13 protein-coding genes are annotated in these 13972 nt (G+C 68.8%); 4 read left to right on the top strand and 9 right to left on the bottom strand.

Annotated features, from left to right (window positions below; all coding sequences use genetic code 11):
• Positions 1–3: 3 nt before the first annotated feature.
• The 4 genes from mrdA to AC1DF3_RS04145 all read right to left on the bottom strand — a co-directional run bounded on the left by mrdA (position 4) and on the right by AC1DF3_RS04145 (position 4689).
• On the bottom strand, positions 4–1980 hold the full coding sequence (gene mrdA / locus AC1DF3_RS04160) for a penicillin-binding protein 2 (RefSeq protein ID WP_478138910.1): 1977 nt from the start codon (positions 1978–1980) through the stop codon (positions 4–6).
• Between the two features lie 69 nt (positions 1981–2049).
• Positions 2050–2571, bottom strand: a complete 522-nt coding sequence (gene mreD, locus AC1DF3_RS04155; protein WP_286508399.1) for a rod shape-determining protein MreD — start codon at positions 2569–2571, stop codon at positions 2050–2052.
• Positions 2568–3569 carry a rod shape-determining protein MreC gene (gene mreC, locus AC1DF3_RS04150; protein ID WP_286535021.1) on the bottom strand — a complete coding sequence of 334 codons (1002 nt, stop codon included), beginning with the start codon at positions 3567–3569 and terminating at the stop codon, positions 2568–2570. Before mreC ends, mreD begins: the two co-directional genes overlap by 4 nt.
• 76 nt (positions 3570–3645) lie before the next feature.
• Positions 3646–4689: a rod shape-determining protein gene (locus AC1DF3_RS04145; protein WP_077002382.1), complete on the bottom strand. Its 1044-nt coding sequence runs from the start codon at positions 4687–4689 to the stop codon at positions 3646–3648.
• A gap of 221 nt (positions 4690–4910) precedes the next feature.
• Between AC1DF3_RS04145 and gatC the strand changes: the two genes are divergently transcribed.
• From gatC to gatB, 3 genes are read left to right on the top strand one after another with little or no spacing between them, the layout of a single operon-like run.
• On the top strand, positions 4911–5210 hold the full coding sequence (gatC, locus tag AC1DF3_RS04140; protein ID WP_286535022.1) for an Asp-tRNA(Asn)/Glu-tRNA(Gln) amidotransferase subunit GatC: 300 nt from the start codon (positions 4911–4913) through the stop codon (positions 5208–5210).
• Positions 5207–6694 (top strand): Asp-tRNA(Asn)/Glu-tRNA(Gln) amidotransferase subunit GatA, encoded by a 1488-nt coding sequence (gene gatA / locus AC1DF3_RS04135; RefSeq protein ID WP_478138909.1) that lies wholly within the window; start codon positions 5207–5209, stop codon positions 6692–6694. The genes gatC and gatA overlap by 4 nt, the downstream gene beginning before the upstream one ends.
• A 1-nt stretch (position 6695) precedes the next feature.
• Positions 6696–8189, top strand: coding sequence for an Asp-tRNA(Asn)/Glu-tRNA(Gln) amidotransferase subunit GatB (gatB, locus tag AC1DF3_RS04130; protein WP_478138908.1), 1494 nt, complete (start codon positions 6696–6698; stop codon positions 8187–8189).
• A 16-nt stretch (positions 8190–8205) separates the two neighbouring features.
• Here gatB and AC1DF3_RS04125 read toward each other — a convergent pair whose 3' ends face one another.
• Positions 8206–8889: a DUF4124 domain-containing protein gene (locus tag AC1DF3_RS04125; RefSeq protein ID WP_478138907.1), complete on the bottom strand. Its 684-nt coding sequence runs from the start codon at positions 8887–8889 to the stop codon at positions 8206–8208.
• Positions 8890–8910: 21 nt separating this feature from the next.
• Positions 8911–9594 carry an orotate phosphoribosyltransferase gene (gene pyrE / locus AC1DF3_RS04120; protein WP_286535025.1) on the bottom strand — a complete coding sequence of 228 codons (684 nt, stop codon included), beginning with the start codon at positions 9592–9594 and terminating at the stop codon, positions 8911–8913.
• Between the two features lie 11 nt (positions 9595–9605).
• Between pyrE and AC1DF3_RS04115 the strand changes: the two genes are divergently transcribed.
• On the top strand, positions 9606–10409 hold the full coding sequence (locus tag AC1DF3_RS04115; RefSeq protein WP_478138906.1) for an exodeoxyribonuclease III: 804 nt from the start codon (positions 9606–9608) through the stop codon (positions 10407–10409).
• A 7-nt stretch (positions 10410–10416) separates the two neighbouring features.
• Here AC1DF3_RS04115 and AC1DF3_RS04110 read toward each other — a convergent pair whose 3' ends face one another.
• From AC1DF3_RS04110 to AC1DF3_RS04100, 3 genes are all read right to left on the bottom strand, one after another.
• Complete coding sequence (locus AC1DF3_RS04110; RefSeq protein WP_478138905.1) at positions 10417–11163, bottom strand: GntR family transcriptional regulator; 747 nt, start codon at positions 11161–11163, stop codon at positions 10417–10419.
• 1 nt (position 11164) lies between these two features.
• Entirely contained in the window at positions 11165–11830 is a 666-nt protein-coding gene (locus AC1DF3_RS04105; protein ID WP_478138904.1) for a cysteine hydrolase family protein, read from the bottom strand.
• 509 nt (positions 11831–12339) lie between these two features.
• Entirely contained in the window at positions 12340–13959 is a 1620-nt protein-coding gene (locus AC1DF3_RS04100) for an ABC transporter ATP-binding protein (protein ID WP_478138903.1), read from the bottom strand.
• Positions 13960–13972: the final 13 nt, after the last annotated feature.

The raw sequence follows: 13972 nt of genomic DNA, 5'->3' as shown, positions 1-13972 counted from the left end.
GGTTCAGGGAGCGGCCGTGGCCTGGGTGGCGCTGCCGGCGGGCGGCCAGGCGACTTCGCTCGCGACCCTCGGCTTGCCGATCGGCGCCGTCGCCTTGCCGACCTGGATCGCCGCCATGTCGGCCTCGCTCGGGTACTGGTTCATGAGCCAGTAGTCGAACACCCGGCGCGCGATCGGGGCCGCGGCGCCGGCGCCCCAGCCGGCGTTCTCGACGATCAGGGCGACCGCGATCTTCGGGTCGTTGACCGGCGCGAAGGCCATGAACAAGGCGTGGTCGCGCTGGTGCTCTTCGAGCGCCTTGGCGTTGTACTTGGTGTTCTGCGCCTGCGTCACGGCCTGGGCGGTGCCGGTCTTGCCGGCCGCCTGGTAGGCGGCGCCGGCGAACACGCCGCGCGCGGTGCCGCCGGTGACGACCGCGGTCAGGCCCTCCCGGACCACGGCGATGTCGGCCGGCCGGTAGCCGAGGTTGATGGCCGGCGGCTGCTCGACCGGCTTGACCTCGCCCGTGACGGTGTCGCGGATGCCGAGCACCAGGTGCGGCTTGTGCTTGATGCCGCCGTCGGCCACGATCGCCGTGGCCTGCGCCAGCTGCAGCATCGTGAACGCGTTGTAGCCCTGGCCGATGCCGAGCGAAATGGTCTCGCCCGCATACCACTTGCGCTGCTCGGGCCGGCGGTAGGCATTGCGCTTCCACTCGGTGCTCGGCAGCACGCCGCGCACCTCGCCGCCGATGTCGATGCCGGTGATCTGGCCGAAGCCCAGCGGCTTCATCGCGTCGTGGATCAGGTCGACGCCCATCTCGTTGGCCAGCGAGTAGTAGTAGATGTTGCTCGACAGCTGGATCGAGCGGCGCATGTCGACATTGCCGATGTTGCCCTCGGGGCTGCCGAAGCGGTGGCCGCCGAAATTGAAGTAGCCGGGGTCGTTGACCAGCACGCTGGGGCCGCGCTTGCCGGTCTGCAGCGCCGCCAGCGCCATGAAGGGCTTGTAGGTCGAGCCCGGCGGGTAGGTGCCGCGCAGCGCCCGGTTGAGCAGCGGCTTGTCGAGCGATTCGCTGAGTTCCTTCCAGCTCTCGACGTCGATGCCCTCGACGAACAGGTTGGGATCGAAGGTCGGCTTGCTCACGAAGGCCAGGATCTCGCCGGTCTTGGGATCGAAGGCGACCAGCGCGCCGCGGCGCTCGCCGTACATGTCCTCGACCAGCTTCTGCAGCTTGATGTCGAGCGACAGCATGACCGTGTTGCCGGGCGTCGCCGGATGGGCGGCCAGCCGGCGCACCGCGCGGCCGCCGGCCGAGGTTTCCATCTGCTCGACGCCGGTCTGGCCGTGCAGCGTCTTCTCATAGCTCTGCTCGATGCCGAGCTTGCCGATGTACTCGGTGCCCTTGTAGTTGGCGAGGTCCTCGTCTTCCCAGTCTTCCATGGCCGTCTTCTCGGCCTGGTTGATGCGGCCGATGTAGCCGAGCACGTGGCTCGCGAGTTCGCCATGGGGGTAGTTGCGGAACAGCCGGGCCTTGATTTCGACGCCGGGGAAGCGGTAGCGCTGGGCGGCGAAGCGGGCCACCTCCTCGTCGCTCAGGCGGGTGCGGATCGGAACCGAGTCGAAGCTGCGCGAGTCTTCGCGCAGCCGCTTGAAGCGCCGCCGGTCGCGCGGCGAGATCTCGAGCACCTCGGTCAGGGCGTCGATCGTGTCCTCGAGGTTGCCGGCCTTGGACGGCGTGATCTCGAGCGTGTAGGCCGAATAGTTGGATGCCAGCGTGATGCCGTTGCGGTCGAGGATGAGGCCGCGATTCGGCACCACCGGGACGATCGCGGTGCGGTTGCTTTCGGCCTGCTCGGCGAGGTCCTCGTGGCGCACCACCTGGAGGTAGCCCAGCCGCGCGCAGAGCAGCCCGAAGCAGACCAGCACGACCGCGCCGATCACGAACACCCGCCGCCGGAAGCGGGAGAGGTCGGCGGCAACGTTGCGGATCTCGGTCATTTGGGAACTGGAGCTTAGGCCGCCGATCGGCCGCAGGCAATGGGCTGCGGAACGGCGGCGGGCAGGCTGTCAGAGTGGTCTGTTGGCGTCAGGTTCCGGCGTCCGGCGCTGCGGCGCCAAAAGAACCAGGCTGACCAGCGGCCACAGGGCCGCTTCCAGCGCCGGTGCCACCAGCAGCGACCAGCCGGGGAAGGCGCCGCCGCCGATCATCCGGATTGCGAGCTCGATCAGGTGCGACAGCGCGAACAGCGGCAGCACCTGGAGGGCCTGCGAGACCAGCGGGAACCACAACAGGCGGCGGTGGATCATGGTCGCCAGGAAGCCCAGCGTGGTGTAGGACAGCGCATGCTGCCCGAGCATGGCGGCCTGGTGCACGTCCATCAGCAGGCCGAACACGAAGGCCGCGCCGATGCCGATGCGCGCCGGCTGGTGCACGCTCCAGAAGACGATCACCAGCGCCAGCAGGTCGGGTGTCCAGGCGGCTCGGCCGATCGGCACCATGTTGACCAGCAGCGCGACGACCAGGCTGGTCCACATGAACAGCGGGCTGACGGGCAGCAAGAGCTGCTGCTGGCCGGGGCGCATGATCATCGCGGACCTGCTTCCTTCTTGTCGGCCTTCTTGGCGGCCTTGGCGTCCGCCTTGGCATCGGCCTTGGCGTCGGCCTTGTCGGCCTTCTTCTTGGCGGCGACCGCCGAGGGCGTGTTGGCCGGCGTGGGCTTCGGCACCGACTGGGCCCCCGTGGGCGCCAGCACCAGCACGTAGCGCGCGGCCGTGACCTTGGCCAATGGCTCGCAATGGATGCGGGCGAAGGCCGAATCGGCGCGGCGCTCGATGCGGTCGATCCGGGCCACCGGCAGGCCCGGCGGGTAGACCCCGTCGACGCCGCTGGTGGTCAGCACGTCGCCTTCCTGGACATCCGAATTGGCCTGCATGAAGCGCAGTTCGAGGCCGCCGCCGTGGGCGCTGGCATCGCCGAAGGCGACGCTGCGCGCACCAGTACGCACGTTCTGGACCGGGATCGCGAGATCGCGGTCGATCACCAGGGTGATTTCGCTGGAGAACGGCTGCACCTGCGTCACCTGGCCCAGCACGCCGTGCTCGTCGATCACCGGCGAGCCGGCCGCGATGCCGTTCATGAGGCCCTGGTCGATCACCAGCTTGCGGGTGTAGGGGTCGGCGGCGTCATACAGCACCTCGGCCGCCCGGCCCGGCGTCTGCGTCATCTGGCGCAGCTCGAGCAGCGAGCGCAGCCGGGCGTTTTCCTGGGCCAGCGTGTCGGCCTGGCTGGCGCGCTCGGACTGCAGCGCGAGCGCCTTGCGGGCCTCGGCCTCGTTGCCCTGCGCGGTCTGCAGGTCTTCGAGGTAGCGTCCTCCGCCGACCACCAGCTGCACCGGCTTGAGTGCCAGCCACTGCACCGGGTACAGCACCGTGCCGATCGCCAGCCGGATCGGCTGCACGAGGTGAAAGCGGGCGTCGGCCACCATCAGGAACAGCGCCAGCGCGCTGAAGAAGATCAGTTTGCTCAGCGCCGACGGCCCCTGGTTGAAGAGGGGCGGAGCGGTGCGGTCCAGAGTGCCGAGCGGCATGACGCGTTATGCCACGAGAGCTGCGCTGTTTGTAGGGGTGGAAAGGTGTGGTGGCGGATCCGGCTCCGCCGGGCCTTCACTCGCTGGTGAAGATGCTTCCCAGTCGGTCCATCCGCTCGAGGGCGATGCCGCAGCCGCGCACCACGCAGGTCAGCGGGTCTTCGGCCACCAGCACCGGCAGGCCGGTTTCCTCGGCCAGCAGGCGGTCGAGGTCGCGCAGCAGCGCACCGCCGCCGGTCAGCATCATGCCGCGCTCGGCGATGTCGGCGCCCAGTTCGGGCGGCGTCTGCTCGAGCGCGTTCTTGACCGCGGACACGATGTTGTTGAGCGGATCGGTCAGGGCTTCGAGCACTTCGTTGCTGCTGATCGTGAAGCTGCGCGGCACGCCTTCGCTCAGGTTGCGGCCCTTGACTTCCATCTCCTTGACTTCGGAGCCCGGGAAGGCCGAACCGATGTTCTTCTTGATGACTTCGGCCGTCGGCTCGCCGATCAGCATGCCGTAGTTGCGGCGGATGTAGTTGATGATGGCCTCGTCGAAGCGGTCGCCGCCGACCCGGACGCTGCCCTTGTAGACCATGCCGCCGAGCGAGATCACGCCGACTTCGGTGGTGCCGCCGCCGATGTCGACCACCATCGAGCCGCTGGCTTCGGAGACCGGCAGGCCGGCGCCGATCGCGGCGGCCATCGGTTCTTCGATGAGATAGACCGAGGTGGCGCCGGCGGCTTCAGCCGCGTCCTTGATGGCGCGGCGCTCGACCTGGGTCGAGCCGCAGGGCACGCAGATGATGATCCGCGGGCTCGGCGTGAGCAGCGAGCGCGGGTGCACCATCTTGATGAACTGCTTGATCATCTGCTCGGTGATGACGAAATCGGCGATCACGCCGTCCTTCATCGGCCGGATGGCTTCGATGTTGCCGGGCACCTTGCCGAGCATCGCCTTGGCCTCGCGACCCACGGCCTGGATCACCTTCTTGCCGTGCGGGCCGCCTTCGTGGCGGATCGCGACGACCGAGGGTTCGTCGAGCACGATGCCCTTGTTGCGGGCGAAGATCAGGGTGTTGGCGGTGCCGAGGTCGATCGCCAGGTCGGTAGAAAAATACCGACGAAAAGCTCCAAACATTGTGGAATCCTCTGGGGCACGGCATGCGCGTCGGCAGGCCGTCGCCTTATTTTTGGTCGTGTGACGGGTGGTTTGAAAGGTTTTTGCGGCAAAAGCCGGCGCGTTCGCGGGGGTTGCGGCAAAGGCGGGATAATAACCGAATCCCCTGACAGCTCCGCGTTTCCGAGCCCTTTTGCGGGGTGCGAAAGTACCTCGATCCGGTCCGGAAACGCCAATTTTCGATGTCCCTCACCTCCACAGATATCGCCCGCATCGCCTCGCTGGCGCGGCTCCAACTGGCCCCCGACGAAAGCGAGCGGATGCGCGGCCAGATCAACGGCTTCTTCGACCTGGTCGAGCGCATGCGCGCGGTCGACACCACCGGCGTCGAGCCCCTGGCCCATCCGGTCGCCACGATCGAAGACATCACGCTTCGCCTGGCCGAGGACGTGGTGACCGAGCCCGACAACCGCGAAGCCAACCAGCGCAGCGCGCCGGCGGTCGAAAACGGGCTGTTCCTGGTCCCGAAGGTGATCGAATGAGCGCCGAAATCCACCAGATGGGCGTGGCCGGGCTGGCCGCGGCCCTGCGCGAGCGCAAGGTCTCGGCGGTCGAGGCCGCCCACCACCACCTGTCGCGGATCCGCGCCCACCAGGATCTCGGCGCCTTCGTCGCGATCGACGAACAGCTGACGCTGTCCCAGGCCCGAGCCGCCGACGACCGCATCGCCGCCGGCTCGGCCGCGCCCCTCGAAGGCGTGCCGATCGCCCACAAGGACATCTTCGTCACCGCCGACCTGCCGACCACCGCCGGCTCGCGCATGCTGGCCGGTTACCGCTCGCCCTTCGACGCCACCGTGGTGCGCAAGCTGGGCGAGGCCGGTGCCGTGACGCTGGGCAAGCTCAGCTGCGACGAGTTCGCGATGGGCTCGGCCAACGAGAACGTCGCCGTGCCGGCCATCGGTTTCGACCACGCGGTGCCGGTGCGCAACCCCTGGGACACCGGCCGCATTCCCGGCGGCTCCTCGGGCGGCAGCGCCGTGGCCGTGGCCGCAAGGCTGGCACCGGGCGCCACCGGCACCGACACCGGCGGCTCGATCCGCCAGCCGGCCTCGTTCTGCGGCGTCACCGGCATCAAGCCGACCTACGGCCGGGCCTCGCGCTACGGCATGGTCGCGTTCGCGTCCAGCCTCGACCAGGCCGGCCCGATGGCCCGTTCGGCCGAGGACTGCGCCCTGCTGCTGTCGGCCATGTGCGGGCCGGACCCCGAGCGCGACTCGACCTCGCTGGCCCGCCCGGCGGAAGACTTCTCGCGCCAGCTCGCGGGCTCGCTCGACGGCCTGCGCATCGGCGTGCCGAAAGAGTTCTTCGGCGAAGGCGTGGCGCCGGGCGTGCGCGCCGCGGTCGATGCCGCGCTGGCCGAATACGAGAAGCTCGGCGCCCGCCGCGTCGAGATCACGCTGCCGCGCACCGAACTGTCGATCCCCGTGTACTACATCATCGCGGCGGCCGAGGCCTCGAGCAACCTGAGCCGATTCGACGGCGTCAAGTTCGGCCACCGGGCCAAGAACTACCGCGACCTGGCCGACATGTATGCCCAGACCCGCGAAGAGGGCTTCGGCGACGAGGTCAAGCGCCGCATCATGATCGGCACCTACGTGCTCTCGCACGGCTACTACGACGCCTACTACCTGCAGGCGCAGAAGGTGCGCCGCATGATCGCCGACGACTTCCAGCAGGCCTTCACGCAGTGCGACGTCATTGCCGGCCCGGCCGCGCCCAGCGTGGCCTGGAAGCTCGGCGAGCACGGCGGCGATCCGGTGGCCGACTACCTGGCCGACATCTTCACCCTGCCCGGCTCGCTCGCCGGCCTGCCCGGCATGAGCGTGCCGGCCGGCTTCGACGGCGGCCTGCCGGTCGGCCTCCAGCTGATCGGCAACTACTTCGCCGAGGCGAAGCTGCTGAACGCGGCACACGCCTTCCAGCAGGCCACCGACTGGCACCTCCGCACCCCGGGAGGCTACTGACATGACCCAGCAGCAACAAAGCACCACCGAACAACTGCAGGCCGGGCGGCCGACCGGCCCGCTGGTCCGGGGCTACGAAGTCGTGATCGGCTTCGAGACCCACGCCCAGCTCTCGACCGCCTCGAAGATCTTCAGCCGTGCCTCGACCGCCTTCGGCGCCGAGCCCAACACCCAGGCCTGCGCGGTCGACCTGGCGCTGCCGGGCACCCTGCCGGTGATGAACAAGGGCGCGGTCGAGCGCGCCATCAAGCTCGGCCTCGCGCTCGGCTCGACGATCGCGCCGCGCAGCGTGTTCGCGCGCAAGAACTACTTCTACCCCGACCTGCCCAAGGGCTACCAGATCAGCCAGTTCGAGATCCCCGTGGTGCAGGGCGGCTCGGTGAGTTTCTTCGTCGGCGACGAGCCCAAGACCGTGCGCCTGGTGCGCGCGCACCTCGAAGAGGACGCCGGCAAGTCGCTGCACGAGGACTTCGTCGGCCAGTCGGGCATCGACCTGAACCGCGCCGGCACGCCGCTGCTCGAGATCGTGACCGAGCCCGACATGCGCTCCACCGCCGAGGCCGTGGCCTATGCGCGCGAGCTGCACAAGATCGTCACCTGGATCGGCATCTGCGACGGCAACATGCAGGAAGGCAGCTTCCGCTGCGACGCCAACGTCTCGGTGCGCAGGCCCGGCGACAAGCTCGGCACCCGGCGCGAGATCAAGAACCTGAACAGCTTCAAGTTCATGCAGCAGGCGATCGACTACGAGATCCGCTGGCAGATCGAGGAGATCGAGGACGGCCGCACGATCCAGCAGGCCACGGTGCTGTTCGACCCCGACACGGGCGAGACCCGCGCGATGCGCACCAAGGAAGACGCCGCCGACTACCGCTACTTCCCCGACCCCGACCTGCCGCCGCTGGCGATCGCCGCCGACTGGATCGAGCGCGTGCGCGCCGAAATGCCCGAGCTGCCGCGCGCGATGGCCGAGCGCTACGTGCGCGAGCATGGGCTGTCGGACTACGACGCCGCCCAGCTCACCCAGAGCCCGGCCCTGGCCGCCTACTTCCAAGGTGCGGTGGCCGCCGGTGCCAACGCCAAGCTGGCGAGCAACTGGATCACCGGCGAGATCGCCCGGCGCCTGAACCAGCAGGACATCGCGATCACCGAGGCCCCGGTGACGGCGCCGCAATTGGCCGGGCTGGTCGCGCGCATCGGCGACGGCACGATCTCGAACAATGCGGCGCGGCAGGTGTTCGACGCCCTCTGGACCGGCGAAGGCCTGGAGGTCGACGCAATCATCGAGGCCAAGGGCCTGAAGCAGATGAGCGATTCGGGCGCACTGGAAAAGATCATCGACCAGGTGCTCGCGACCAACGAGAAGAACATCGCCGAATACCGCGCCGGCAAGGACAAGGCCTTCAACGCGCTGGTCGGCCAGGTCATGAAGGCCAGCCAGGGCAAGGCCAACCCGGCGCAGGTCAATGCGCTGCTGAAGTCGAAACTGGGCTAGCCAGCCCTGGGGCGGCTCACTTCGACTTCTGGGCCGCCGCCGTGTTCGCGGCCCAGAGCGGCGCCAGCTTGGCGTGCTCCTCGTCGAAGCGCGCATTGACGCGCTTCTTCTCGTCTTCCTGCTCGCCGATGAAGCGGTTCTGGACCGCCACGCTGCGGGCGATGTCCTCGGTCCGGCGCCGCAGCGCGTCGGGCGCCTTGGCCGGGTCCTTCTTGTAGAACTCGAGTTCGTCGTCGACCCGCTTGCGGTCCTCGCCGAGTTCGGCCAGCCGCTTGCGGGCGGCCTGGATCACGACGTCGATCTGCACCAGCGCCTCGGCCCGCTCCCGGTCGTGGGCCGCGGGGTTGGGGTAGCGCACCAGCAGGGCGCGCTCGCGCCGCCGCTCCTCGACCAGCCGGGCCGCCTGCAGCTGCGCCGCCCGTTCGCGGTCCTCGCGCTCGGCCTGCTCGCGCGCCGTGTAGGAGGGCTCGACCATGCGGCGCGTGGTGCCGCTCGGATTGAGTTCGCGCTGCTCGCGGTCGAGGCAGTCGGGAATCGGACGGTCGGCGGTGATCGTCCGGCCCTTGGCGTCGGTGCAGCTGTAGATGCCCGCGGCATTGGGCGCCCCGCGCGCGCCGGACCCCTGTTGCGCGTGCGCGATGCCGGCTGCGGCCAGCGAAAGGACCAGGAATGCCTTCAGTGCTTGGGTGCTCGCCAACATCAGTCCTTCAGACGGGTTGAATCAGCCCGCGCCGTAACGCGCCCGGTACGCCAGCACGTTCTGGCGGTGGGCGCCCAGTTCGTCGTCCGCGCGGCCTGACAGATACTGTAACAAGTCGTCAAGAGTTGCGATGGAAATAACTGCAAGGCCGAGCTGATTGCGTACATATTGCACGGCGCTGTGGTCCACGTCGGCGCCGTTCTCGGTCGCCTTCTCCTGGCGGTCGAGCGCGATCGCGACCGCGTGCGGGGTCGCGCCGGCGGCACGGATGGCCGCGATCGACTCGCGCACCGCGGTGCCGGCCGACATCACGTCGTCGACGATCAGCACCCGGCCCCTGAGCGGGGCGCCGACCAGGGTCCCGCCCTCGCCGTGGTCCTTGGCTTCCTTGCGGTTGTAGGCGAAGGGCACGTTGCGGCCGCGGCGCGCCAGTTCGGCCGCCACCGTGGCGCCCAGCGGAATGCCCTTGTAGGCCGGGCCGAAGATCATGTCGAACTCGAGCCCGCTGGCGATCAGCCGGTCTGCATAGAATTCCGCCAGCCGGGCGAGCTTGGCGCCATCGTCGAACAGGCCCGCATTGAAAAAATAGGGGCTGATGCGGCCGGCCTTGGTCTTGAACTGGCCGAAGCGCAGAACCCCCGACTCCAGCGCGAACTGCACGAAAGCCTGCGCCAGTGCGCCGCCCTCTTCAATCTTCTCAGCCATAGGAATTCCTCGTGTTCAAACTGACCAGCCTCAACCTCAACGGCCTGCGATCGGCTGCCACCAAGGGCGTCGCCGATTGGGTCGGCGGACTGGGGCCGGATTGTATTTGCATGCAGGAGATCCGGGTCCAGGCGAGCGATATCGAGGGCCGCTTCGAGGAGATGGCGGGGCTCAAGGGGCACTTCCACTTCGCAGAGAAGAAAGGCTACGCGGGCACGGCGATCTACTCGAAGCATGCGCCCAGCGACGTGGTGGTGGGCTGGGGCGACGCCGAGTTCGACGCCGAGGGCCGCTACCTCGAACTGCGCTTCGACACCCCGAAGCGGAAGCTGTCGATCATCAGCTGCTACTTCCCGAGCGGGTCCTCGGGCGAAGAGCGGCAGGCGGCGAAATTCCGCTTCCTCAAGGGCTTCTTCCCGCACCTGAACGCGCTCAAGCGCGAGCGCGAATTCATCCTCTGCGGCGACATCAACATCGCCCACAAGGAGATCGACCTCAAGAACTGGCGCGGCAACCAGAAGAACAGCGGCTTCCTGCCGGAGGAGCGGGCCTGGATGACGAAGCTGCTCGACGCCGGCGCCGATGGCGCGGGGCTGGTCGACGTCTACCGGATGCTCAAGCCCGAGACCACGGGCGACGCCTACACCTGGTGGAGCAACCGCGGCCAGGCCTACGCGAACAACGTGGGGTGGCGGCTCGACTACCACCTGGCGACGCCGAAGCTGGCGGCGCTGGCGCGCCAGGAGCAGATCTTCAAGACGATCAAGTTCAGCGACCACGCGCCGATCACGGTGGATTACGACTTCACGCTGTAGACGGCGCTCAGCCTCCGCGTATCGGGGTGCGCCCGGCATGGCGCGCCATATGCACCTGGTGCAGCGTGATCTTGCGCACCTCGGCCTGGCTGGTCTCGATGTGGGCGCGCAGCAGCATCGCGGCCTGGTCGCCGCGGTTGGCGCGGATCGCCTTCAGGATCTTGGCGTGCTCGTCGTAGGTGGCGTCGATGCGCGGCTGCTTGGTGAAGTCGAGCCGGCGGATGATGCGGATGCGGTCGGTCACGTCGCGGTGCACGCGGGCCATCTCGCCGTTGCCGGCGGCAGCGACCAGCGAGCAATGGAAGGCCTCGTCCCACTGCGCCACCTGCACGGTGTCGGCGCTGCGCTGCGCCGCCGGCACGAGCCAGATTCCGGCCAGTGTGTCGAGCAGGCTGCGGTCGACGCGGTGGTCGCTCTCGCACAGGCGGTGCACGGCGGTGGTCTCGAGCACCATGCGCAGGTCGTAGAGCTGCTCGAACTGGTCGAAGTCGAAGGGCAGCACGCGCCAGCCGCTGCGGAACAGCACTTCGACGAAGCCCTCCTGCTGCAGCCGGAAGAGCGCCTGGCGCACCGGCGTGCGCGAGACGCCGAGGCGCTCGCTGATCTCGTTTTCGGTGAAGCGGTCGCCGGGGACCAGGCTGAATTCGGCGACGTCGCGCTTGAGCTGCGCATAGACCTCGTCGGCCCGGGTGCGGAACACGGGATCGGGGGCTGAGGGCTCGGGAGGAATTCGAACGGTCGACACGCAGGCCATGTTAGTGGGTGCCGAGCGCGGCCAGCAAGGCGGCGCTGGGCGCGGTCCAGCCGACGATGCCGCCCTGGGCGCGAATCATCTCGACGGCAGCCGCCTTGAAGGCCGGAAAGTAGCTTTCGGTGCAGTCTTCGAGCAGCAGGCAGTCGTAGCCGCGGTCGTTGGCCTCGCGCATGCTGGTCTGCACGCAGACCTCTGTCGTGACGCCGCCGAACAGCAGGTGGGTGATGCCGCGCCGCTTGAGCGTCTCGTGCAGGCCGGTCGCATAGAAGGCGCCCTTGCCGGGCTTGTCGACCACGATCTCGCCTTCGACTGGCGCCAGCGCGTCGATGATCTGGTTGCCGGGTTCGCCCATGACAAGGATGCGGCCCATGGGGCCGGCGTCGCCGATGCGCAATGTGGGGTTGCCGCGGTTGCGCTTGGCGGGCGGGCAGTCGGAGAGGTCGGGTTTGTGGGCCTCCCGGGTGTGGACGACCAGGCCGCCCGCTGCTCGCCAGGCTTCGAGGGTTGTTTTTGTCGCGGGGACGATGGCTTCGAGCAGCGAGACGTCATTGCCCAGGGTTTCGCCGAAACCGCCGGGTTCGATGAAGTCCCTTTGCATGTCGATCAGGACCAGGGCGGTTTTGGCGAGGTCGAATTCGTAGGTGAAGGGCTGGGCTTCTATCTGCATTTGGGGCTTTCCTTGCGTTCAGGTTTGGACGCGGGGTGGGCGGCGATGGCAGGCGGTATGCCCTGGACCGGCCGACGTCACCGGCCGCTTCGCGGCTGCCCTGCGCTGCTCACGGTACGCGGGGTCCGCGCAAACTCGCTCCGCTTCGCTCCACTCAAACACGCGCGGCCCTTTTTCCGCGCACCGCTCCGCTGCTCGGCGGTGCCTCAACGGCCGGCCCAGGGCATACCGCCCGCCACCGCTGACAGGTTGGGGTTCCATCGGCGTTGGAGACGACACGGATCTTTGATAACCCCCAAGCCCGGCATGCGGTGCGGGACGGGCGATCCCCTCTGCGCCGCTGAGGAGCGCAGCTTCAGGCGGATAAGGGCCGCGCGTGTTTGAGCGAAGCGAGTTTCGCGTGGACCCCGCCTGGAGCGAGCACCGCAAGGGAGCCCGAAGGGCCGGCGCAGTGGGGTCGCTCGGCCCGCACCGCGTGCCGGGCGCCCGCCCCAAAGACCAGGAGGACTTCATGCAGCCACCGGAGCATGATGATGATCGCCCCCACCCATGTGCGCACCCAGGACATGACGCTCAGCGGTAGACGCATCCGTCTCGTAAACCACCCGCCCCTCGCTCATCACCACGATCCGGTCCGCCATCTCCAGCAGTTCGTCGAGGTCCTCGCTGATCAGCAGCACCGCGCCCCCGCGTGCCCGCACCTGCACGATGCGGCTGTGGATTTCCGCCACCGCCGCGAAGTCCAGCCCGAACACCGGATTGGCCGCGATCAGCACGTTGATGTCACCGGCCAACTCGCGCGCCAGCACCGCGCGCTGCACGTTGCCGCCCGACAGGCTGCGGATCGGCGCGCCCTCGCCCTGGGTCTTGACGCCGTATTCGGCGATCCACTCGCGGGCCCGGCTGCGCCACAGCGGGAAGTTCAGCACGTCGGCGCCGAGCGCCGGCCAGGCCAGCGGCGGCTGGTCGAAATCGCGCAGCGCCATGTTCTCGGCCACGCTGAGGTCGCCGACGCAGGCATTGCGCAGCGGCTCCTCGGGCAGGCTGCGGACCTTGAGGCGACGGTTCTCCTCGCGCCTGGCCTCGTAGGGTTCGCCCATCACCGTGACGCGACCCGCGAGCCGCGGCCGCTGGCCGACCAGGGCCTCCACGAGTTCACGCTGGCCGTTGCCCGACACACCCGCGACGCCGAGGATCTCGCCCGAGCGCACCGACAGGCTCAGGTCGTGCACCGCCAGCGTGCCACGGTCGCCCAGCGCTCGCAGACCCTCGACCTGCAGCGCAATGGCAGCGTTGGCCGCGGTCGGCTGCATCGCGTGCAGCGCACGGCCGGTCGGCGCGGCGGTGTCGCCTTCGGCAGGCGGCGGCGCCTCGCCTTCGCCCATCATCGCCGCCGCGAGCCGCGCCGGGTTGGTGTCGGCCACCTGGCAGTGGTGCACCGCCTTGCCGCGCCGCAGCACCGTGACGCTGTCGGCATAGGCCATCACCTCGCGGAACTTGTGGGTGATGATCAGCACCGTGCACAGGCCACTCTTCGCGAACTCGCGCACATGGCCCAGCACCTCGTCGGCCTCCTGCGGCGTCAGCACCGAGGTCGGCTCGTCGAGGATCAGGAGACGCGGCTTCAGGTAGAGCTGCTTCAGCAGTTCGAGCTTCTGCTTCTCGCCGGCCGCGAGCTCCGAGGGCCGCATGTCGAGGTCGAGGCTGAAGGGCGTGGTCGCCAGGAAGTCCTTGAGTTCGGCGCGCTTGCGCTTCCAGTCGATCAGCGCCGGCGTCTTGCCGCCGGCCAGCAGCAGGTTCTCGGCCACCGTCATGCCAGGGGCCAGCGTGAAGTGCTGGTAGACCATGCCGATGCCGAGCATGCGCGCCACCACCGGGTTGGCGATGTCCTGCTCGCGGCCGTCGATCAGGATGGAACCCTCCTCCGCCCGCTGGAAGCCCGCCACGCATTTCACCAGCGTGCTCTTGCCGGCACCGTTCTCGCCAAGCAGCGCATGCACCGTGCCGGGCGCCACGTGCATGGTCACGCGGTCCATCGCGGTGAAGCTGCCGAAGCGCTTGGTCAGCTCGTAGGTGTCGAGCGCCAGCGCGCCGGTGGCGGCGGGCGCGGGGTGGACCGGTGCGATCATCTTGCGGCTCTCC

The organism is Variovorax sp. 10N432 (genome assembly GCF_056394465.1).
This window is presented reverse-complemented; position numbering and strand designations above follow the sequence as displayed.